22 protein-coding genes are annotated in these 21,399 nt (G+C 31.3%); all 22 read left to right on the forward strand.

Annotated elements, in window-relative coordinates:
• Positions 1–48 precede the first annotated feature (48 nt).
• The 22 genes from Q0857_RS06480 (at position 49) to Q0857_RS06585 (ending at position 21,306) form a co-directional block, all read left to right on the forward strand.
• The gene (locus tag Q0857_RS06480; protein WP_298533179.1) at positions 49–894 is read left to right on the forward strand and encodes an ABC transporter permease; all 846 of its coding nucleotides are present in this window, start codon (positions 49–51) and stop codon (positions 892–894) included.
• 1 nt (position 895) lies between these two features.
• Positions 896–2,113, forward strand: coding sequence for an ABC transporter ATP-binding protein (locus Q0857_RS06485; protein WP_298533181.1), 1,218 nt, complete (start codon positions 896–898; stop codon positions 2,111–2,113).
• Between the two features lie 12 nt (positions 2,114–2,125).
• A complete protein-coding gene (locus Q0857_RS06490; protein WP_298533183.1) occupies positions 2,126–2,806 on the forward strand; it encodes a YqiA/YcfP family alpha/beta fold hydrolase in 681 nt (226 codons plus the stop codon).
• Positions 2,807–2,825: 19 nt separating this feature from the next.
• Positions 2,826–3,560, forward strand: coding sequence for a sulfotransferase (locus Q0857_RS06495; protein ID WP_298533185.1), 735 nt, complete (start codon positions 2,826–2,828; stop codon positions 3,558–3,560).
• Positions 3,561–3,567: 7 nt separating this feature from the next.
• Positions 3,568–4,590: a UDP-glycosyltransferase gene (locus Q0857_RS06500; RefSeq protein ID WP_298533186.1), complete on the forward strand. Its 1,023-nt coding sequence runs from the start codon at positions 3,568–3,570 to the stop codon at positions 4,588–4,590.
• Positions 4,583–5,500, forward strand: coding sequence for a glycosyltransferase family 2 protein (locus Q0857_RS06505; protein WP_298533188.1), 918 nt, complete (start codon positions 4,583–4,585; stop codon positions 5,498–5,500). The genes Q0857_RS06500 and Q0857_RS06505 overlap by 8 nt, the downstream gene beginning before the upstream one ends.
• Before the next feature lie 31 nt (positions 5,501–5,531).
• On the forward strand, positions 5,532–6,461 hold the full coding sequence (locus tag Q0857_RS06510) for a glycosyltransferase family 2 protein (protein WP_298533190.1): 930 nt from the start codon (positions 5,532–5,534) through the stop codon (positions 6,459–6,461).
• Positions 6,462–6,467: 6 nt separating this feature from the next.
• Positions 6,468–7,622 (forward strand): glycosyltransferase family 4 protein, encoded by a 1,155-nt coding sequence (locus tag Q0857_RS06515; protein WP_298533192.1) that lies wholly within the window; start codon positions 6,468–6,470, stop codon positions 7,620–7,622.
• A complete protein-coding gene (locus tag Q0857_RS06520; RefSeq protein ID WP_298533194.1) occupies positions 7,623–8,795 on the forward strand; it encodes a glycosyltransferase family 4 protein in 1,173 nt (390 codons plus the stop codon).
• A complete protein-coding gene (locus tag Q0857_RS06525; RefSeq protein ID WP_298533196.1) occupies positions 8,782–10,161 on the forward strand; it encodes an asparagine synthase-related protein in 1,380 nt (459 codons plus the stop codon). The genes Q0857_RS06520 and Q0857_RS06525 overlap by 14 nt, the downstream gene beginning before the upstream one ends.
• 59 nt (positions 10,162–10,220) lie before the next feature.
• Complete coding sequence (gene cysC / locus Q0857_RS06530; RefSeq protein ID WP_298533198.1) at positions 10,221–10,814, forward strand: adenylyl-sulfate kinase; 594 nt, start codon at positions 10,221–10,223, stop codon at positions 10,812–10,814.
• Between the two features lie 2 nt (positions 10,815–10,816).
• A complete protein-coding gene (cysQ, locus tag Q0857_RS06535; RefSeq protein WP_298533199.1) occupies positions 10,817–11,575 on the forward strand; it encodes a 3'(2'),5'-bisphosphate nucleotidase CysQ in 759 nt (252 codons plus the stop codon).
• Between the two features lie 135 nt (positions 11,576–11,710).
• A complete protein-coding gene (locus tag Q0857_RS06540) occupies positions 11,711–12,223 on the forward strand; it encodes a serine acetyltransferase (RefSeq protein ID WP_298533201.1) in 513 nt (170 codons plus the stop codon).
• A 6-nt stretch (positions 12,224–12,229) separates the two neighbouring features.
• The gene (locus Q0857_RS06545) at positions 12,230–13,339 is read left to right on the forward strand and encodes a glycosyltransferase (RefSeq protein ID WP_298533202.1); all 1,110 of its coding nucleotides are present in this window, start codon (positions 12,230–12,232) and stop codon (positions 13,337–13,339) included.
• Between the two features lie 30 nt (positions 13,340–13,369).
• Positions 13,370–14,212, forward strand: a complete 843-nt coding sequence (locus Q0857_RS06550) for a sulfotransferase domain-containing protein (protein WP_298533203.1) — start codon at positions 13,370–13,372, stop codon at positions 14,210–14,212.
• Between the two features lie 12 nt (positions 14,213–14,224).
• Entirely contained in the window at positions 14,225–15,034 is an 810-nt protein-coding gene (locus tag Q0857_RS06555; protein WP_298533205.1) for a sulfotransferase family 2 domain-containing protein, read from the forward strand.
• Positions 15,031–16,212, forward strand: coding sequence for a glycosyltransferase family 4 protein (locus tag Q0857_RS06560; protein WP_298533206.1), 1,182 nt, complete (start codon positions 15,031–15,033; stop codon positions 16,210–16,212). Before Q0857_RS06555 ends, Q0857_RS06560 begins: the two co-directional genes overlap by 4 nt.
• 5 nt (positions 16,213–16,217) lie before the next feature.
• Positions 16,218–17,285: an exostosin family protein gene (locus Q0857_RS06565; protein ID WP_298533207.1), complete on the forward strand. Its 1,068-nt coding sequence runs from the start codon at positions 16,218–16,220 to the stop codon at positions 17,283–17,285.
• A gap of 5 nt (positions 17,286–17,290) precedes the next feature.
• A complete protein-coding gene (locus tag Q0857_RS06570) occupies positions 17,291–18,619 on the forward strand; it encodes a glycosyltransferase family 2 protein (RefSeq protein WP_298533208.1) in 1,329 nt (442 codons plus the stop codon).
• A 4-nt stretch (positions 18,620–18,623) separates the two neighbouring features.
• Positions 18,624–19,151: a DapH/DapD/GlmU-related protein gene (locus tag Q0857_RS06575; RefSeq protein ID WP_298533210.1), complete on the forward strand. Its 528-nt coding sequence runs from the start codon at positions 18,624–18,626 to the stop codon at positions 19,149–19,151.
• A complete protein-coding gene (locus Q0857_RS06580; protein ID WP_298533211.1) occupies positions 19,151–20,194 on the forward strand; it encodes a glycosyltransferase in 1,044 nt (347 codons plus the stop codon). The genes Q0857_RS06575 and Q0857_RS06580 overlap by 1 nt, the downstream gene beginning before the upstream one ends.
• The gene (locus Q0857_RS06585) at positions 20,191–21,306 is read left to right on the forward strand and encodes a glycosyltransferase (RefSeq protein WP_298533212.1); all 1,116 of its coding nucleotides are present in this window, start codon (positions 20,191–20,193) and stop codon (positions 21,304–21,306) included. Before Q0857_RS06580 ends, Q0857_RS06585 begins: the two co-directional genes overlap by 4 nt.
• The last annotated feature ends 93 nt before the right edge of the window (positions 21,307–21,399 follow it).

Below are 21,399 nucleotides of genomic sequence, written 5' to 3' on the forward strand. Positions count from 1 at the left end.
TATACGTTCGTAAATTTAAAATTAAAAAAAGTTCAATAAAAGGATTAAATGCAACTTGAAACCAAAATATATCAGAAAGAAAACAACTTAAAAATAGGTAAGCTTTTAAAAGCAAGTGCTAAAGATTTTTTTGGTTCTTTATTTTTAGCGAAGCAGTTGGCTATAAGAGATATTAAGGCGCAGTACCGGCAATCATACTTTGGTTTATTTTGGGCATTTATCACGCCATTAACCACCGCTTTTGTATGGGTGTTTTTAAACATGTCGGGTACTATTAGGTTAACAGATACTGGCATTCCTTACCCAGTTTATGCATTTTCTGGAACCTTATTATGGTCTATCATTTCCGATAGTATTAACTCCCCAATTTTAAGTACCACCGCAGCAAAAGGCATATTGTCAAAAATTAATTTTCCAAAGGAAGCTTTATTAGTTTCTGGGGTTTATAAGTTATTGTTCTATTCTGCTATAAAAGTAGTATTGTTACTTGTATTTATAGGCTTTTTTGGTGTTGGTTATCATGCTTCATTGTTGTTGTTTCCATTGGCATTGTTGGGGGTTATTATAGTAGGCACTACAGTAGGTTTGTTTATTACCCCTATAGGAATGCTATATAAAGATATAGGTAAATTTATAACTATTGCATTAAGTATGTTAATGTATATTACTCCTGTAGTATATGTGCTTCCTAAAGAAGGTTTTATGAAAACACTCATGGAAATAAACCCATTAACCCCGTTAATTTTAACTACAAGAGATTTGGTAATGGGCTTTACTCCTGAATACTTAAGCTATTATTTTTGGGTGTTAGGAATAAGTTTTCCACTATTTTTTATGGGCCTTTTATTTTATAGAATTTCGATACCAATTTTAGTTGAACGTATGAGCGCTTAATATGCAAGAAGATAAGGAAGTTTTGATAAAAGTGGAGCACCTCTCTAAAAAGTTTTGTAAAGACTTAAAAACAAGTTTATGGTATGGTGTAAAAGACTTATATAGCAATATCACTGGTAACTTTAAAGAACGGGCCTTACGACCAAAAGAGTTTTGGGCGGTAAAAGATATCAGTTTTGAGTTACGAAGAGGGGAATGCTTAGGTTTAATTGGGCATAATGGAGCAGGAAAATCTACGCTACTTAAAATATTAAACGGTTTAATAAATCCTGATGAGGGCAAAATAACCATTAAAGGAAAAGTGGGTGCCTTAATTGAATTAGGAGCGGGTTTTAATCCGATACTTACTGGGCGTGAAAATATTTACAACAACGGTGCTGTTTTGGGGTTTACAAGAAAGGAAATAGATACTAAAATTGAAGATATTATTGATTTCTCTGAAATTCGAGAGTTTATTGATATGCCTATTCAAAACTATAGTTCAGGCATGAAGGTTCGGCTGGGATTTTCTATAGCGGCACAAATGGAGCCTGATGTACTTATAATTGATGAGGTTTTGGCTGTTGGAGATTTGGGCTTTGTTCTAAAATGTTTTAAAACTATTGATGCTATTTTACCAAATACAGCCATAGTTTTTGTTTCTCATAATATGCCTATGGTTTCACGAATTTGTACTGAAATAATATTAATGGAACATGGGAATTCCCAATTTCAAGGGAATGATGTAGGAAAAGCAATTGATTTGTATTATCAACGGTTTACTCAAAATGATAGTAATATTGTTTTTGATGATAAAAGAATAAGTTTGTTATCTGTCAATTTTTCAGAGAAAGTAAAAACAAATAATAAAGTTGGGATTTTGAACTGGGGAGAAGAATTGGTGTTCTGTTTTGAAATTAAATTTAATTTACCATTTAATGAAATACCATATTTTAAATTAATTTTTTTAGATAAAGAACTAAGAGGGGTAGCATCAGTTAAGCAAGATGAAACATTTTTTAATAAGGTGAAAATTAAAAAAGATGAGAAAATTTCATTTAATGTTAGTATTGATAATTTACAATTGTCCAAAGGAATATATAGTGTAAATTTAATGATAGTTGATAGAAAAAGGGAAGTTTCTATTCTTAGATGTAATAATATTTTGTCTTTTCAAATAATTGGAGATACTCAAATTTGGCAACCCTTCCTATTAGATTCCAAATTTCAATTGAATTAATAAATTTTTGGAGTGGATTTATATCAGGATAAACAGGAGTTATTTAAAGAGTTAAATAATAGTTCTACGTTGGTTATTGTTTTTGGAGGAATCAAACAAGGATTAGGTATTCCTGTTTATGAGTTTATGAATCTATTAAGGGGATTTAAATTTGATAAGGTGTTTATTAGAGATTTAAGCCAGTCATGGTATCAAAACGGAATTTTTGAAGCAAATTCAATTTTTAAATTAAAAAAAAGAATAGAATCCATAATAAAGCAAGGGAGTTATAAGAAAGTATTTTTTATTGGAAATTCTATGGGAGGATATGCAGCAATTATGTTTGGTTCTCTTATCGGAGTTAATGAAGTAATTTCTTTTTCACCTCAAACTTTTTTGAAAAAGAGCCTTAGAAAGAGGTATAAAGATTATAGGTGGAAAGATGAAATTTTGAAAATTAAGTATATTTTTTTTAAAAGAAAAATTTTGGATTTAAAAAAACTTGAATCTTTAATTGAAAATAAAAATCTTCATATTGAAATCCATTATTCATTAAGGGACCGATTAGATTCAGTACATGCGGCAAGGGTTAAATCCATAAAAGGAGTAACTTTATATCCTTACAACTTTGGCAATCATAATTTAGTAAAAGAGTTAAGAGATAAAGGGACGTTAAGTGGAATTTTAAATAAAAAATTTGGCAATAATTATTAAAATTATAACAATAAAGTAAATGATTTTTAGAAATATTTTTAAGAAAAAAAACAGAATAGTTTTTATTTTTGGTGCACCACGAGGCGGAACAACTTGGTTATGGTCTTTATTGGAATCCAATAAAGGAACAATTCCTTTTTTAGATGAGAAAACTAAAAATAAGGATGGAACGTACGATTCAAGTGAATCAGGTGTTTATATTAAAGATGCCAAAAATGCAGGAAAAAAAATAAAATCATTTATAAAGAATCATAAGGATAAAATGGTTTTTGAAAAAACGCCTTCACATACCTTAGTTTATGATAAGATTTTGAAAGATTTTCCAGCTAGCAATAATATTGTAATTTTCAGAAATCCAATAGCTATTGTTAATTCAATGATTAAATCTGAAATGGAAGCTTTTAAAAATCATGATATAGAGAATTCAATAAATAGTGTAAAAGCATATTATAATAAATTAGAAGAACTTTGTAAAATAGAAGGAAACATTATAATAACTTACGAGAACCTCTTGAAGGAAACTAAACCTGTTCTTAGCGGTATATTTCAAAAATTGAATCTTGAAGTTAGTAATATTGATGAAATTATAGAAAACAATAAATTTAAAACAAAAGTAAATGTTAAAGGGGCTTTGAGAAAAGGAACAAGTGATTCGTATAAAGAAGATTTATCAGAAGCTGAGAATGATTTTATTGCAGAACAATTAGAATACGAAATGAGGTTTTTTGAAAGAATAAGTAAATTGAACAGGTAAAAGTTTAATGAGTTTTAAAGTTAAAAATATTTTAGTTGCGACTAACCGTTTATCAAAAATTGGTGGTTCAGAAACATTTACTTATACTTTAATTGAAGAATTAATTAGAAGGCAAGAGTATCATATTGAGTACTTCACACTTGAAAAAGGTTTCTTGTCAGAAAAAATTGAGAATGAATTAGGGATTGGCTTTTTTTCAAAAAGAAAATATGATTTAATCCTTGCTAATCATAATACTTGTGTACAGGAATTATATAAGTATGGTTTCATTATTCAAACCTGTCATGGTATATTTCCTGAATTAGAACAACCTCATCCTAAAGCAAATGGATATGTCTCTATTTCGCAGGAAGTACAAAATCATTTGGCAGACATCGGGTATCCAAGTAAATTAATCTATAACATGATCAATTTATCTCGATTTTATCCCAAAAATGAAATTAACGACTCGCCGAAGAAAATTTTAAGTTTATGTCATTCCGAAAAGGCTAATGGTATTATTAAGGACGTATGTAAGGATTTAGGTTTAGTTTATTTAGAAGCCTATAAATATGGCAATCCTATATGGAATGTTGAAGATTTAATAAATGATGCTGATTTGGTTTTTGGACTAGGTAGATCTGCATATGAAGCTTTAGCTTGTGGAAGACCAGTTATTGTATTTGATAGTAGAGGGTATTTTCCAAGTTATGGGGATGGATATCTTAGGGGTGTTTTAGGGTTAAGTTTATTAAACAATTGTTCCGGTAGATATAGTAAAAAAGAATTTTTAAAGGATGATTTAATTAAGGAGGTTTTAAAGTATAGTAGTGAGGATCAAAACTTTTTTTATGATTTTGCACAGAAGGAGTTAGATGTTATAAAAAATATTGATAAATATTTTGATTACTATTTAAAACTTAAAAAGATAAATAAAAATAGAAGGATTGATGTAATTTTAAAAAGGAAGGTTTTAAAATATATATTGAAATTAAAATTTTTAGTCAAAAAAAAACTAAAAAGTATTCTAACTTTAAGTAACAATGAGTAGATCAACTTTTATTGTAATAGTAACTTATAACGGAATACAATGGCTTGAAAAATGCCTAAAAAGTTGCAGTGATTATCCAGTAATTGTAATCGATAATGCTTCAACGGATGGCACATGTTCTTTTATTGAAACGAACTTTCCGGAAGTAATATTATTTCGTCAAAAAGAAAATAAGGGTTTTGGTCAAGCTAATAATATTGGTATTCATTATGCCTTAGAACAAGGAGCAGAGCACGTATTTTTGTTAAATCAAGATGCCTATTTAGTTGATAATGTATTGGATGAACTTGTTACTTTTCAAAAAAAACATAAAAAATATGGTATAATTAGTCCTATACATGTTACAAATGATAGGAATAAAATGGACGAAAATTTCGCTAAATATATGCTTAGAGAAGTTACGGGGCAGTTTTATTCTGATTTTGTTTTAGGTAACCCAATTCAAGAGATTTACGACGTGCCTTTTATCAATGCTGCATCTTGGTTAATATCCAAAAAATGTTTGGAAACTATTGGGGGATTTGACCCTTTGTTTTTTCATTATGGTGAGGATAATAATTATTGTCAGCGTGTTTTATATCACAATTTTAAAATTGGTGTATTGCCTAAAACATATGTTATTCATGATAGGACTGAACGTAAAAAAAAGCCTTTAATTGAATTTACAGAGCATTATTTTTCAAATAGACTTCTGGTGTTTAAAAAAAAACAAGCGAATATTTTGCAAGATGAGCGTATGGATAAATACTTTTTGAAATTAAGAAAATTGATTTTGAAATTGCAAATACAAGGAAAATTTAAAAGGGCTACTGGTTATAAAAAGGAGTTAGCCTACTTTAAAGAAGTTTATTCAGAAATATTAGAAAGTAGAAAAGTTAATAAGACTAAAGGAAAACATTATTTAAGCTAATTTACATTTTCGAACTTACATAATATAAAATATGAACGCGCCACTAGTATCCATCATCATTCCTACTTACGATATGGCACATTTGATAACCGAAACTTTAGATTCTGTTTTGGCTCAAACCTATGCCCATTGGGAATGTATTGTGGTTGATGATGGTAGCTCAGATTCTACGGAAACCATAATTCAGGATTATATAGCCAAAGACAATCGTTTTCAGTACCATAAACGGCCTGACACCCATTTATCTGGAGGTAATGGAGCTCGCAATTATGGGTATGAAGTGAGTAGGGGTGAATTTATACAATGGTTTGATAGTGATGATATTATGATACCTGAAAGTATTGCTATTAAAGTAGAAACCATTTTGAATACTAAAGTGGATTTTGTAATTAGCAAAACAAAGTATTTTAACCGCCCTAATTACAAAGGCTATGCTTATGATTATAAAGCTGAAGATGTTACATTTTTATCATTCAGTACAACCTATATTGATTGGATAACGGATGATATTTTTTTAGATAGAAATATTATTAAAAACCTGAGATTTAATGAAACATTAAAAGCGGGGCAAGAGTATAATTTTTCATGTAAATTATTACTTGCAACAAATAACCTTGTGAAAATAGATCAGTTTTTATCTTTGCGACGTTATCATGAGAGCTCAATAGGTACAGCAAGGCGATCAAATAAAAAGTACTATTGGCAAACTAATTATCATTTACATTGGACTACATTAAATGAAGTAAAACGGATTAAAGCGGTCTCACCTACATATATCAAGTATGCACTTTATAAATGCACTAAAAGTATTCTTGAAAACCCAGATATTAAAACAACCTTAAGCTTTCATAAAGCGCTACTAAATGTATTTCATTTTAGGGTAGTCTATTTTTATTTAGGATTGCTTTCAAAATTATGTTTTAATAAGTATCATTTTTTTTATAAAAATTTCAAAAAATAATGGATAATGGACGTACTGCACGTAATTAGAACTTTTGGGGATAAAGATCAGCCATACACAACTAACTTATTGAATAGTATTAATACCATAAGTAGTTTGAAGCATGCTGTTATTTCTGATCTTATTTACGAAAGTTCTAGTAATATTGAGATTCTTTCTATTTCATCTTCAAGAATAAATAAGTTTCAAATAGAAAATATTCCATTTATCGTAAGGTGTCTTAATAATCAATATTTGAAAGAATCTATAGTTGGATTTTCATTCAAGAAGAAAATTAAATTTTTTTTAAAATGGAAAAATTTGATTTTAAGTGATCCAAAGGTGGTTCATTTGCATCATTTACATGTGATTGATTCTAATATTTTAGCATATTTAAACGCAAAAAAAGTACCAATCGTTTGTTCTCTAAGGGGAAGAGATTTATTAATTAATACCAGAAATCATCAAGGCAACAAGGCCTTCAAAAATCACCTTAATTCTTTTAGTCATTTACACGTTATTAGTACTTTCTTGAAAAAGAAATTATTTAAAATCAATGATAAAATAAATACTTCAGTAGTATATAGAGGCGGAAGCCCTCCTTTATTTGAAAACATTAAAAAAGAATTTAATGTTGACCTAAAAAAAGAGATTAAAGTTATTGTAATTGGAAGACTTGTATGGGAGAAAGGACATATTTATATTCTTGAATGTATAAAAAGATTAAAGAATAGAGATGTGAATATAAAAGTAGACATTTATGGTGATGGCTCGTTTTATGAGTTTATGGAATATAGAATTTCTCAACTAGGGCTGACTGATTGTATTTGTCTTAAAGGGTATATGGAGAATAGATTGCTTCAAAAAAAATATAAAGAGTATGATTTTTCAATTCAACCCTCATTATCTGAAGCACTATCTAATGGTTTGTTAGATTTGGCCTTTCATAATATACCTTGTATTATTTCAAATGTAGGAGGAATGCCTGAAATTATTGAAGATGGTATTAATGGGGTTGTGTTCGATATTGAAAATGTAGAGACCTTAGACGATGCTATATTTAGAATTATAAATTTGGATTTTCAAGTACTTTGTTCATATAATGAATTATTAAGGAAGAACTTTTCATTGGATAAAGAAGTAAATGGGTTTGAACTAATTTATAATGAATATCTAGTTTAGATGAAGATAATAATCTTTGACGGTTCTTTTAAAACCACAGCCTTTATCAATCGATTAATAGAAGGGTTGACCAAAACCCATGAGGTTTATGTTTTAGGCTTTAATGAAACGTTGAAGCACAAGATTAATGGGGTGCATTATGTGAAGTTGGGCTCAAACTCTAGTAAACTTGCATTTATAAAAACATCATGGTCTATCGCGGTATCCCAAAGTTCCTTGAAAAAGTGTTTCTCTACACTACTACAACTTATAAAATTTAATAGAAAAGCGCTTCAAAGTCAGAATTTAAATTGGGTTATCGAGGCTATTAATCCGGATATTATACATGCCCAATGGGTTTCTAATATTGCTATTTTAGAGCCTATATTGTCTCAAAATAGATATCCCGTAGTATTAAGTCAACGCGGGTATCATATTAATGTAAGGCCTTTTATTGATGAGGAAAATATGGGCTACTTAAAAGATTGGTTGCCTAAAATGGCAGGGTTTCATTCCGTATCAAAAGCAATTTCCAGCAAAGGTGATTTAATTTATACTAGTCCTTCTAAGATAGACCATGTGGTGTATAGTGGATTGAATTTGTTAAAAGTTGCCTATAGGGAAAAATATCAAAAAACTAAACGCATGGAGTTAATATCGGTAGGTAGACCGCATTGGAAAAAGGGATATGATTATGCGATTAAAGCTTGCGCCTTATTAAAAGCGCATGGTATAGATTTTAAATATACAATAATTGGAGCTGGGCAACATGAAGAGTTAATTTACCTACGTGAGTTTTATAAACTAGAGGATGTTGTGGAGTTATTAAGCCCCATGCCGCAACAAGCCGTTTTTGAGGCTATTAAAGAAGCTGACGCCATGTTATTACCAAGTATTGAAGAAGGTATTGCCAATGTAGCCATTGAGGCCATGGCCTTAGGAACCCTCGTGGTTAGTACCGATTGTGGTGGAATGCCTGAGCTTATAGCGCATAATAAAGACGGTTGGGTAGTGCCTAAACGAAGTCCAGAAGCACTTGCAGAGGCCATTATGGATTTTAGTAAAACTCCAGATGATAAACTAGAAAACATGTGCCAGCAGGCAAGGAAGAAAGTAGAACGACAATTTACGGAAGACAAGATGGTTCAGGATATGGAACGCTTATATAAGGCCTGCATAAATGAAGACAATTAAAACAGATATTATACCCATAAGGCAACAGTTTGCCAAAGTAAAAGCACCGCATGAACTAAACCTTGAGGCTATTTGTGCTTTTACAGCTATTGGCTTTTTTCTAGATCAAGACACCTATTGGAAGGACGAAGTGGTTTTAGGACCGGCAAGTATACATACTATTGATGACGATGGGTTTTTAATTAAAAGTGAACCCTGGTTTACTTGGCATTATACACCATCAAATAAGCCATTTAATACCTGTTTGGATGAGTTTACGAGTTTGTTTGAAGGTCTCATTGATAAACAAACCGGAAATAAGCAGGTTATCTTACCACTTTCAGGAGGTTTAGATAGCAGAACGCAGGCGGTAGCTTTAAAGCATTTAGGTAAAGAAGTGAAAGCATATAGTTATAGTTATAAGGGCGGGTATCCAGAGGCCAAACTATCGAAAAAAATAGCGCAGGCTTGTAATTTTGAGTTTGAAGCTTTTGAAATACCAAAAGGGTATTTGTGGGATGATATTGAGGATCTTGCTAAGATTAATAGCTGTTATTCCGATTTTACGCACCCCAGGCAAATGGCTATAATAGACAAATTTGATGCTATGGGTGATGTGTTTTCTTTAGGTCATTGGGGAGATGTGCTTTTTGATAGTATGTGCGAAGAAGACCTGACTGCAGATCAAGAATTAGAACTGGTTTTAAAAAAAATTGTAAAAAAGGGCGGCCTTGAATTGGCGACAGCTCTTTGGGAACATTGGAAATTACCAGGAGATTTTGAAAGCTATTTACGAGGTAGATTGCAAAATTTATTACATGGAATCGACATAAAGAATTCTAGTGCTAAAATAAGAGCTTTTAAATCTATGTATTGGGCACCCAGATGGACCTCCATAAATTTGGCGGTTTTTGAAGAAAAAAAACCAATCGGATTACCTTATTATGATAATGCCATGTGTGCATTTATCTGTACAGTTCCAGAATCCTTTCTAACCGATAGGCAGCTACAAATAGGGTACATAAAAAAGCGAAACCCAGAAGTAGCTAAAATAACTTGGCAAGAGCATAAGCCTTTTAATTTATATAATTACCAGTTAAATAAAATGCCTTATAATCTGCCTTATCGGGTTTTAAATAAATTTACAAGAGAGTTTAATGAGGTATTGGGAAAGAAATATATTCAAAGAAACTGGGAACTACAATTTTTGGGGGAAACTAATAATAAGAATCTAAAGAAGTTTTTGTTTTCCGAAGAATTTAATCATAATATTGAAAAAAATGTGGTGACCAAATTTTATGATTTATTCTATAAAAACAATAGGATATATTATTCACATGCTATAAGCATTTTATTAACTTTGAGCCTGTATTTTCAAAGGAAATAAAAGTTAATAGGATATAGTTTACGAGTGCCTCGATATAGTATAAATCTGAAATAAAAGAAATGAAAAAAAATATAATTCCACAAGCGCTATCGGTTTCTAAAGAAGAAAGAAAAAAGATGAATAAGCATAATTCTTTTTTGATTCTTTTAACAGGGTTTTCTGGTTCGGGGAAATCGACTATAGCTGATGCTCTTGATGTACATTTTTGTGAACAAGGTATTAGGTCGGTTGTCTTGGATGGTGATAATTTGCGTAACGGTCTCAATAGAGATTTGAATTTTTCTCCTGCAAGTAGATCTGAAAATTTGAGACGTGTTGGTGAAGTATCTAAATTGTTTGTTGATACAGGAATCATTACCATAGCGTCGTTTGTTGCGCCTTATGTTAAAGACAGAGATCATATTAAAAATATTATGGGAAGTGAGAATTACTTCGAAATTTTTGTTTCAACATCGATTGAAGAATGTGAACGTAGAGATGTAAAAGGATTATATGCCAAGGTAAGAAAAGGTGAGATTAAAAATTTTACTGGTATTGATGCGCCTTATGAAAAACCTACGAACCCAGATATGGAAATTAATACGGAGAATAAAGAAATATCTCGCATTGTTGAAGCGATAGTCTTGAAACTTAATGACAAAATTAAGTTGTAAAAATGAACATAAAGCGTATTCTAAATGATTTAATATTATTAACTGAAGAAGCAGGGAAAGCTGTTTTGGAGATTTATAATTCTGATGCCTTAGAGGTTGAAAATAAAGCTGATTTATCACCACTTACAAACGCAGATAAGGATTCTCATCAAATTTTAATGAATGGACTAAGCAAATATGGTTTGCCTGTTTTGTCGGAAGAAGGAAAGGATATTGCCTATGATGAAAGAAAAAATTGGGAGTTATATTGGTGTATTGATCCTATTGATGGTACTAAAGAGTTTATTCGTAAAACAGGTGAGTTTACTATAAATATAGGATTAATTAGTGGTTCAATACCCGTTTTTGGGATTGTTTATGCGCCTGTGTTAAACAAGATGTATATTGGAGGAGATGACGTTAGTCCGTTTTGCTTAAATGGAGATGTGAAAACAGAGTTGAAGCATAAAGTACCTAGGTTGGTTGAAGCCGAAACTGTGGTTGTTGCTTCCAGGTCGCACTCTAATAATGAAACGCAAGAGTATATCAATGCTATTAAAGGACAAATTAAATTGATTTCGATGGGAAGTTCATTGAAATTTATGCTTATGGCGGAAGGTTTGGCAAATATATATCCTAGATTTGTTCCTACAATGGAATGGGATACTGCAGCGTCGCATAGTATATTAAAAGCATTAGGATATTGTATAAAAACAGTGGAAGAAGAAGAATTAGAATATAATAAGGAAGGTTTGTTAAACCCTTCATTTGTCGCTCAATAATATTAAAGGGATTCGCTCATTAACTTATTGATTGGTCGATTTCCCATTTATATCATGAATTTAAAAAGACCAATATTTTTATTAAGACATGGTTTAAAAAAAATAATCTTGTATTTTTTTTTCAAAAACCATGTTATGTCCAATGAGAGTATTATCTCAGATATACACCATACTTATAAAATTCGTGGTTGTAAAACAAAGTATTCAAGTGTTCAAAAAAAATTTGAGCACCTCATGATTCATTACCCTGCATATGCCTTTATTTTCTTTTGGAGGACAAAAAAGAAAACAACCTATTTCAATCGACTATTTACTTCAGGCTACGCATGTAAAATTTTTGGAAGCACTAAAATAGGAGGTGGTTTAGTTTGCTTTCACCCATTTTCAACAGTAATAAATGCAAAGTCAATAGGTCGAAACTTTGAGTTTAGAAATGGACTCACCATAGGTAATAAGTTTAATGATAATAATTATTTGCCGGTTATAGGAAACAATGTTACCGTAGGTGCAAACGTATGTATTATTGGAGATATAAAAATTGGGGATAATGTGATAATTGGAGCGGGTTCAGTAGTTGTGAAGTCTGTGCCTTCAAATACTATAATAGCTGGTAATCCAGCCAAAATAATTAAATCTATAGAACTTTAAATAGGTATGTCTCGCAAGATTAAAATATTATACACCATTCCAAATTTTGATACAGCCGGAAGCGGGAAAGTTGTTTACGACCTGGTAAAGGGTTTGGATAAATCCATTTTTGCACCTGAAATATGTGTTTTTCATTCCAAAGGCGCTTTTTTTAAAGAAATAGAAAAATTAAATATTCCTATTCATGTTTTTCAGTTTACAACAGAATATAAGCCATACAGAACATTTTTTTTTAGAGTTTGGAAGATAAGTCGTTTTTTTAAAAAGCATGAGTTTCATTTAATACATTCATGGCATTGGAGTTCTGATTTTTCTGAACCCATGGCTGCAAAACTAGCAGGAATTCCTTTTGTTTATACGAAAAAGGCTATGAGTTGGGGTAATAAGCCATGGATATGGCGTTCTCAACTAAGTTCAAAAGTTATTTATATAAATAACGATATGGGAACTCAGTTTTTTTCAAAAATGAAAACGAAGGCTTTACAAATAGCTTTAGGTGTAGATACCCAAGAATATAAACCCCGAAACAAAGAAGTTCCAGAAGGTTTAAATATTAAAAAAGGCGATTTTGTTATTGTGTCTATTGCTAATTTAGTCCCAGTAAAGGGAATTGAAGATTTATTATTAGCTGTGAAGCAGCTAAATGATGAAAACATAAAAACCTTTATTGTTGGTAATAATGAGAATGATTATGGTCAAGATCTAATACAGAATTATCAGGATCAAAATATTTGTTTTTTAGGTAAGCGAACAGATATACGCCCATATTTAGCCATGGCTGATTTATTTGTAATACCTACGAAAAATGAAGGAAGAAAAGAGGGTATGCCTGTAGCGCCTTTGGAAGCTATGGCAATGGGAATTCCTGTTATTGGTTCTAGAATATCAGGGATAACCGATATTTTAAGTCATTACCCAAACAACTTGTTTGAAGCTGGAAATAGTGATGAAATAAAATCGAAAATACTTGAAATAAGGAGTTTAAACAGTAATGAGAGGTTATCGTTAAAAAAGAGTATTCGTAAAAATGTGGAAGATCATTTTTCGTTGAATCTATTTATAGCTGCACATGAAAAGTTTTATTTAAACTTAAAAACAAAGCCAAGTGTTGAATAATTTTTTGTTTACGTACTATTTTAAAAATTAATGAGAAATTTTAATAAGCATATTATAATAATGGGTTCTGCAAGAAGTGGCACCAGCTGGCTAAGTGAAAGTATGGCAAAGGCCTTTAGGTATCGCTTGTTGTTTGAACCAGATCATCCCATTCAAGTACCCCAGGCAACAATTTTCGCTGATAAGAAGTTGAACAAAGCAGAAGACGCTCCTAGAATAAATAAATTTCTTAAACGTGTTTTTTCTAATAGAATAGATAGCGACTGGATTGGTCAAAATAGTAATCGCAAATTTAAAATGCATTTATGGCCATTTTTACCAAAGAAGTATATTATTAAATTTATACGGGCTAACCTCGCACTAGCCTATTTAATAGAAAAATTTAATATTCCAATTATTTTTTTGATAAGAAATCCATACGATGTAATAGCTTCCCAAAATCGAGTAAAATTCCCTTGGCTATATGATTTATCAATATTTCAAAACCAAAAGGAACTTGTAGATTTGATTTTTGAAAAAACAGGAATAGATATTTGTACTAATTCGTTTAGTGATATTGAAATTTTGGCGGTTCGATGGTGTATTGAAAATGTGGTGCCTTTAAAGTATCAGAAATTAGAATTAGAAAGACTTAAGATTGTAAAATATGAAGATTTAAAGGGGAATTTTAATCTTTTCGAAGAGATTTGTAATGACTTTTCAATAGATATTGCACCAAATATGGAAGCCTTATATACACGCCCTTCAAGTAAAACACACCCTAAAAGTAGCATAAGAAGTGGTAAATCTTTAGGTAATTTATTATCAGAGAGTGATAGAGCGAAAGCAAAGCGTATTTTAGAACGTTTTAAATTAGATTTTTATACCGCATAAATAATGTACCCCATGATATTATCATTCTTCCAAAAGAGTTCTAGTTTTAAAAAATACCATAGAAAGTTAAAGGTATATTTGGCGGCAAATTTTTATAATAACAAAAAATATTTGCCAAAAGGTATTGATAGGGTGTATCATTTACATATTAGGAAATCTGCAGGTACATCAATTAATAGTGCGTTTTGGGGATTGGACGGTTTTTCATTAAATTCAATAAAAGCAGAACCCATTTTTATTGGAAGAAGACACTCTTATGTTAGAAAAAGTAAAACCTTAATTGATAAAGGCGATTACTTATATGCAAGTTCACACTTTCCACAATGGCAGTTAAATTTAAAGCCTAATACGTTTACATTCACCATGTTTAGAGATCCATATAAAAGGTTAGTGTCCTTATACAAGTATTATTGTTGGGTTACTCAAGTAGATGAGGTTTTGGGGCGCCAACTAGATCCGTCCTACCTTTTACTAAAGAAGCAAGAGCAGTTACTTAATAAATCCTTCAAGGATTTTATTGATAACTTAAGTGATAAATACTTATACAATCAATTATTCACTTTTAGTAAGTCTCTGCAGATTGATGAAGCCGTTCAGAACTTGCAAAAAGTAAATAAAGTTTATTTTCAAGATAATTTTGATGCCTCGGTAACAGATTTAAGTAAGACTTTAAACTTAAATTTAAATGTTAAAAACGAACGTAGCTTTCAAAATGTAGCATTTCAAATAAGTGAAGAGGAAAGGGAATATGCATTGGAGAAATTAAGCCCTGAATTAGAATTTTATAAAGTGGTAAGGGATAATTACTATTCAGAATTATGAAGATAGGTCTTATTCTTACTAATACTCCTAGCTATTCTGAAACTTTTTTTAGGTCAAAAATAGAGGGGCTTCAAGCTCATGGGCACCAAGTAATTCTGGTCACAGCAAAAAAAGATTCACACTTTAGTTTATGTGAACAGTTAGCACATCCAAAGATTTATAAGAATAAAGCACTACAATTGGTAATGATGCTAAAAGTGTTTTTGGGTATGGTTTTTTATTATAAGTCGGTTGCAGCATTTTACCAATTAGAGAAAAAAGAGCAAACACCTGTTAAGCGAATAATTGAGAAAATATATATAAACGCAACACTGCTGAAGCTAAAAGTGAATTGGTTGCACTTCGGCTTTGCAACGGTAACTAAAGATAGAGAATTGGTGGCAAGAGCTATAAACACGAGAATGGCTGTTAGTTTTAGGGGGTACGATATTAATGTCTATCCTTTGAAACACCCAGGATGTTACGAGAAGTTATGGAAATATACGGATGCCGTACATAGTATTTCAAAAGATTTAAGGCAAAAGGCATGTGCGTTAGGTTTGCCTAAATCTACATCTTACCAAATAATACCTCCAGCTGTACATGATAAGATTATCGTTGAACATATTCAGGTTAAAGAAGAAAATATGCCCTTTGAAATTTTAACGATAGCCAGACTACATTACATGAAAGGAATTGATATGTTAATAGACACGGCAAAGTTGTTAAAGGACGAAGGCCTTAATTTTATATGGCGTATTGTGGGGACTGGTGATTCTCAGAGTTTGAAAAGGTATAAGTATCATATTTTTAGTTTGGGTTTGGAGGATGTTGTTATTCTGGAAGGAAAAAAAACACATGAAATGAGTTTAAAACTTTTGGATGAAACGGATTTTTACGTTCAAACCAGTTATACTGAAGGTTTTTGTAATGCCTTATTAGAAGCTCAAGCTAAGGGAAAACTTTGTTTAGCATTTAATTCTGGGGGCATTTCTGAGAATATATTACGAGATCGTACAGGGGTTTTAATAGATGAAGTTTGCAGAAACGCATTAACCAAAGGAATCATAGAGACTCTCAAATTACCAGAAGAAGATAAAATAAATTTAAGGACAGAAGCTATTAAAAGAGTAAAAAAAGAATTTACTTTAGAACAACAACAACAAGCCTTTTTAAAGTTTTATAGAACCTTAAGCTAAACCATATGTTAAAGATATATTTTGATAATTCGCATTATGATAAAAGGTTTAGAACACAATTATTTCCTCTTCTAAGACCATTCATTAAAGGTGAAAATTACACAGATACAGAACGGATTAAAGATTATGGTGTTTCTGAGAAAGATTTTGATTTGGTTGATGATATTGATTATGCCGATGTGACCATACTAACTATGTCTTGGGATTATTACATTAAGCAAGATCAGTTAGATTTGGCAAGAAGTTTTATTTCTGAGACATTAGCAAATAAAAAAATGGTTTGGGCAGTTAGCTTAGGAGACATAGGTTTTAAATTGCCACCGTATAAAAATGTTATAGTGTTTAGGGCTAGTGGGTTTAAATCAAAATTACCACAGATGCATTTAGGAATGCCCGTTTTTAAAAAAGATCCATTATGGGCATATTTTAAAACCAAAACGATAAGCATTCCGGAGTTTACCTTAAGACCTAACATTGGGTTTTGCGGTTATGCAAATGGAAGTGTTTCTGAGATGTTAAAACTGTCATTAAAAGCATTAATTAAGATACCAATTAATGCAATAAAGTCTAATCCTTATGAATTCGATCCAGTTTTTGTAGCTTCTTATGAGCGCTTTCTGTTATTGAAGCGTATAGAGAAAGATACATCTATAGATACAAATTTCATCTACAGGAGTCAATATAGAGCAGGAGCAAATACAGACGTATTAAGACATCAAACTGCATTAGAATATTTTGAAAATATGGAGCATTCGCAATATGTACTTTGTGTTCGAGGGGCTGGGAATTTTTCTGTTCGGTTTTATGAAGCCTTAGCAATGGGGCGTATTCCCGTTTTTGTAAATACAGATTGTCTTTTGCCTCTTTCCGATGTTATTGATTGGAAAAAACATGTTGTTTGGGTAGAAGACCATGAAAAATATTTTTTAGGACAAAAAATTTTAGATTTTCACGAAGGTTTATCAAAACATGAATTTGAAAACCTCTGCAGGAGTAATAGGGAATTATGGAAAGAAAAGTTAAGCTTAGGCGGCTTCTTTAAACTCCAGAAAGCAGAAAAAAATAACTCATAATTACTATGCCTTTTAAATTTTTAAAATATTTACAGCCTACGCACTATTTTAGATTAAAGAATCAATATAATAGAACGACTTTTCCAATAACAAAGCGATTACCAAAGATGATGCTTGACAGGTTGGAGTTAGATAATAATTATAAAAGTAAGCTTGCTAAAGATTACGATTTATCTTGGCAAGCCATTCAAAATGGTTATATAGGTCATGTTGAAACCTATAGTGTGTTTGAGAAGGTACCTGTGATTGATGAATATCGATTTATTCGGAAAAACTTTCATATTTTTTGGGTTATTCATGTACTCGTATTGCGCCTTGTTTCTTTTAAAAACCCTTTTGTTGAATTATCCGCATTTTTTAAAACAACAGAAGTTAAAAGAAAAGGGGTATTAAAAGGCGTATTTCCCTATAAAATGTACGATACATTTCAGTCAAAGTTAATTCAGCAAAACCCCTTAGTTAGTGTCGTGATACCAACATTAAATAGGTATAAATACTTAAAAGATGTTTTAAAAGATTTGGAACAACAAACGTATACCAATTTCGAGGTTCTTGTGGTAGATCAATCTGATGCTTTTGATAGTGCATTTTATAAGTCATTTGATTTGGATATTCAATTAATGCATCAAGAAAAAAAGGCCCTTTGGTTAGCTAGAAATACGGCAGTTAAGAAATCAAAAGGAGATTTGCTCTTACTCTTTGATGATGACTCTCGAGTGGCTCCAAATTGGATAAGCGAACACATAAAAACATTAGATTATTTCCAAAGTGATATGTCTTCAGGGGTTTCTATTTCTAAAGTTGGGGCTAAGGTTCCAGATAATTATTCGTTTTTTAGAATAAGTGATCAATTAGATACTGGTAACGTTTTAATAAAAAAAGATGTTTTTAAACAAATAGGGTTATTTGATAGGCAATTTGAAAAACAACGCATGGGCGACGGGGAGTATGGCTTACGTGCCTATTTATACGGGTATTTAAATATTTCTAATCCAAAGGCAGAACGCTTGCATTTAAAAGTAGGTAGTGGCGGTTTAAGAGAAATGGGGAGCTGGGATGCTTTTAGAACAAAAAATATAACTTCTCCAAGACCCATACCTAGTGTGTTATACTTGTATAGGAAATATTTTGGTACCAAACGATCGATGTATGCTTTGTTAAAAACAGTACCTATTTCGTTGGTGCCCTATAAATTTAAAAATAACCAAAAACTGTTAATTTTAGGGTATGTCATAGTAGTACTGCTAAGTCCTTTGATTTTATTTCAAATTCTAAAGTCATGGCGGTTGTCGTCAATTAAGTTAAGAGAAGGCGCAAAAATTGAAAAGCTATAAGGTTATGATCCAATTAAAGTTTTTATCTCAGGATGTTTTAAGACTAATTGGTAAAAGAAAAGTGAGATATCTTTATTTTGTCTTTACTCGAGGTTTTGCTGGTGTTTTATTATACCGCATGGAGCGACTATGTTATCTGATTTTTAAAGATTTGTATCCAGGAATTAGATTATTGTTTCTTCCGCTTATTTTATTATTACAGTCCTATTCAAATATCGATATACATTATAAAGCTAATATTGCCGGAGGATTGTTAGTTTTACACCCTTCGGTTGGGTGCGTTATTTCTGGTCAAGTCAAAATAGGAAGTAATTTGACTATTACAGGAGGAAATGTTATTGGGGTCAACAAGACAAAAAAAGGCGTTTATAGTATAGGGAATCATTGTACGTTAGGGGCAAATGCCACCATAATTGGTCCATTAAGTATTGAGGATAGAGTAACTGTCGGAGCAAATGCTTGCGTGACTAAAAGTTTTAACCAGAGTCATATTATTTTGGCGGGGGTACCAGCTAAAGAATTAAAAAGTTAATGAATACTAAAGACTTAAAGATTTTACACGTTATAGACACCCTAGGGATTGGAGGTGCCGAAAAAATGGCGATTTTAGGTATAAATACCCTATGTAAAAAACATATAAAGGTTGCACTTCTTTTGCTTATTGATAGAGGCGAGCTGTTTACTGAACTGCATCATGAGGTAAAACTTTTTGAACTGAACAGGCCTAAGGTGCTATCATATCAGCATATGAAAAAATGTAGTGAAATCATAAAAACTTATAATATTGTTCATGTACATATGCGCTATAACTATAAATATATTAGATTGGTTAAAGTGCTATTTAATCTTAAAACAAAAATTATACTCCATGATCATTACGGTAGTATAGATAAAGATATTAGTGTTCCTGTTTTTTTTAAAGTGTTTAAACCCAAGTACTACATTGGTGTTAGTGAAAGTTTAACATCTTGGGCAAGCAATAATTTGAATATGTCCCATAAAGCGGTCTTTTTATTAAAGAACTGTATCTTAAAAGAAAAGGTTGGTACTTTAACTCATCACAATAAAAAAGGATTGGTTATTGTTGGAAATATTAAGCCTATAAAGAATCAATTATTTGCCATTCAACTAGCACAGGCATTAAATGAGGAGATAACTATTTATGGCAAGGTTCAAGATGCCGCTTACTTTAAAGTCTTAAAAAATGAAATAAACTTATTAGAGTATGATAATTGCGTTCATTTTAATGATCATACCACGAATATCCAAGGTGAATTATCTAAATATAAGTTAGCACTGCATACGGCAAAATCTGAAAGTGGTCCATTAGTGCTCATTGAATACCTTGCTCAAAATTTAAGATTCATAAGCTTTAGTACAGGTGAGGTGTTTAAGACGATAGGAGAAAAATATTCTGATTTGTTTATGGATAATTTTGATCTATTGGCATGGAAGAAACAAGCTTTAAAAAAAACAATCTCTTATGATTTAAATGAGATATATAATAAGAATTTTAGTGAAGAGAAATATGCGCAAGATTGTATTCATATTTATACAAAAATGATGAAACTATGAAGTTATTAATTATATCGCATACAGAACATTATACAGATGATAATGGTGTTATAGTGGGTTGGGGTCCAACGTTAACTGAAATAAATTATTTAGCTACTATTTTTGACGAAGTATATCATATCGCAACGCACCTTGATAGTATACCTCCTCCAAGTTCATTGCCATACACGTCCAATAATATTCACTTTATTCCAATACCTTATACCGGTGGTAAACGATTAATAGATAAGTTTGATATAGTATGGAACGCGCCATCTACTGTTTTAAAAGTTTTTAAAACTCTAAAAAAGGTTGATGTATTTCAGCTAAGAGCGCCTACGGGTATAGGAGTTTATTTAATTCCCATATTAATGCTTTTTTCTAACAAGAAAGGTTGGTTTAAATATGCAGGCAATTGGAATCAGGATAAACCTCCGTTTGGTTATGCCATTCAGAGGTGGTTTTTAAAACGACAAAAAAGAAAAGTAACCATTAATGGCAAATGGCCAAACCAACCTGAGCAATGTTTAACCTTTGAGAATCCGTGCATAACAGAAAAATATGAAGATGAAGGTATAAAAGTACTGGTTAAAAAAGAATTTAAACCACCCTTTATTTATTGTTTTGCGGGGCGGTTAGAAGATGAGAAAGGGGTGAGGCGAATAATAGAAGCCTTCACTTTGCTTGAGGATAAGACAATGGTTAAAGAAGTTCACTTAATAGGAAATGGTGAAAAAATAGAGGCGTATAAGGACTTAGCAAAAAAAACGGAGATCCCATTTGTTTTTCATGGGTTCTTAAATTTTAATGATGTTTTTAAAATCTTCAAAAAAGCACATTTTTTCTTATTACCCTCCTCGGCATCTGAGGGATTTCCTAAGGTCATTGCGGAAGCCTTGAATTTTGGTTGCGTACCTATAGTATCGAATGTCTCATCTATTGGACAATATATAGAAAATGGTAAAAATGGATTTGTTTTAGACCCAAATACCGTAAATAATTTAAAGGAGGTCCTTGAAGAGATTCACAGATTTAAACCACATGAACTAAAAGAATTGCAAAGTGAACAGGACTTAATTAAGCTATTTACATATCAGTACTACCTTCACAGAATTAAAACTGATATTATCTAATTGCCCGAAATTTTAAAGTTAAGTTATACTAAATAGATAAACCATATTATTAAATATCAAGCATTATATTTGCTCAATAATTTAGTGTTTTAA

Origin of the sequence: uncultured Algibacter sp. (genome assembly GCF_947495925.1) — a bacterium.
GTDB lineage: Bacteria > Bacteroidota > Bacteroidia > Flavobacteriales > Flavobacteriaceae > Algibacter_E.

Coding starts and splice junctions, on each gene's coding strand:
- Q0857_RS06560 (WP_298533206.1), top strand. CDS start 15,031: ATGAAGATAGGTCTTATTCTTACTAATACTCCTAGCTATTCTGAAACT.
- Q0857_RS06545 (WP_298533202.1), top strand. CDS start 12,230: ATGTCTCGCAAGATTAAAATATTATACACCATTCCAAATTTTGATACA.
- Q0857_RS06555 (WP_298533205.1), top strand. CDS start 14,225: ATGATATTATCATTCTTCCAAAAGAGTTCTAGTTTTAAAAAATACCAT.
- Q0857_RS06565 (WP_298533207.1), top strand. CDS start 16,218: ATGTTAAAGATATATTTTGATAATTCGCATTATGATAAAAGGTTTAGA.
- Q0857_RS06585 (WP_298533212.1), top strand. CDS start 20,191: ATGAAGTTATTAATTATATCGCATACAGAACATTATACAGATGATAAT.
- Q0857_RS06500 (WP_298533186.1), top strand. CDS start 3,568: ATGAGTTTTAAAGTTAAAAATATTTTAGTTGCGACTAACCGTTTATCA.
- Q0857_RS06550 (WP_298533203.1), top strand. CDS start 13,370: ATGAGAAATTTTAATAAGCATATTATAATAATGGGTTCTGCAAGAAGT.
- Q0857_RS06575 (WP_298533210.1), top strand. CDS start 18,624: ATGATCCAATTAAAGTTTTTATCTCAGGATGTTTTAAGACTAATTGGT.
- Q0857_RS06485 (WP_298533181.1), top strand. CDS start 896: ATGCAAGAAGATAAGGAAGTTTTGATAAAAGTGGAGCACCTCTCTAAA.
- cysC (WP_298533198.1), top strand. CDS start 10,221: ATGAAAAAAAATATAATTCCACAAGCGCTATCGGTTTCTAAAGAAGAA.
- Q0857_RS06540 (WP_298533201.1), top strand. CDS start 11,711: ATGTCCAATGAGAGTATTATCTCAGATATACACCATACTTATAAAATT.
- Q0857_RS06515 (WP_298533192.1), top strand. CDS start 6,468: ATGGACGTACTGCACGTAATTAGAACTTTTGGGGATAAAGATCAGCCA.
- Q0857_RS06480 (WP_298533179.1), top strand. CDS start 49: ATGCAACTTGAAACCAAAATATATCAGAAAGAAAACAACTTAAAAATA.
- Q0857_RS06525 (WP_298533196.1), top strand. CDS start 8,782: ATGAAGACAATTAAAACAGATATTATACCCATAAGGCAACAGTTTGCC.
- Q0857_RS06510 (WP_298533190.1), top strand. CDS start 5,532: ATGAACGCGCCACTAGTATCCATCATCATTCCTACTTACGATATGGCA.
- Q0857_RS06520 (WP_298533194.1), top strand. CDS start 7,623: ATGAAGATAATAATCTTTGACGGTTCTTTTAAAACCACAGCCTTTATC.
- cysQ (WP_298533199.1), top strand. CDS start 10,817: ATGAACATAAAGCGTATTCTAAATGATTTAATATTATTAACTGAAGAA.
- Q0857_RS06505 (WP_298533188.1), top strand. CDS start 4,583: ATGAGTAGATCAACTTTTATTGTAATAGTAACTTATAACGGAATACAA.
- Q0857_RS06570 (WP_298533208.1), top strand. CDS start 17,291: ATGCCTTTTAAATTTTTAAAATATTTACAGCCTACGCACTATTTTAGA.
- Q0857_RS06580 (WP_298533211.1), top strand. CDS start 19,151: ATGAATACTAAAGACTTAAAGATTTTACACGTTATAGACACCCTAGGG.
- Q0857_RS06495 (WP_298533185.1), top strand. CDS start 2,826: ATGATTTTTAGAAATATTTTTAAGAAAAAAAACAGAATAGTTTTTATT.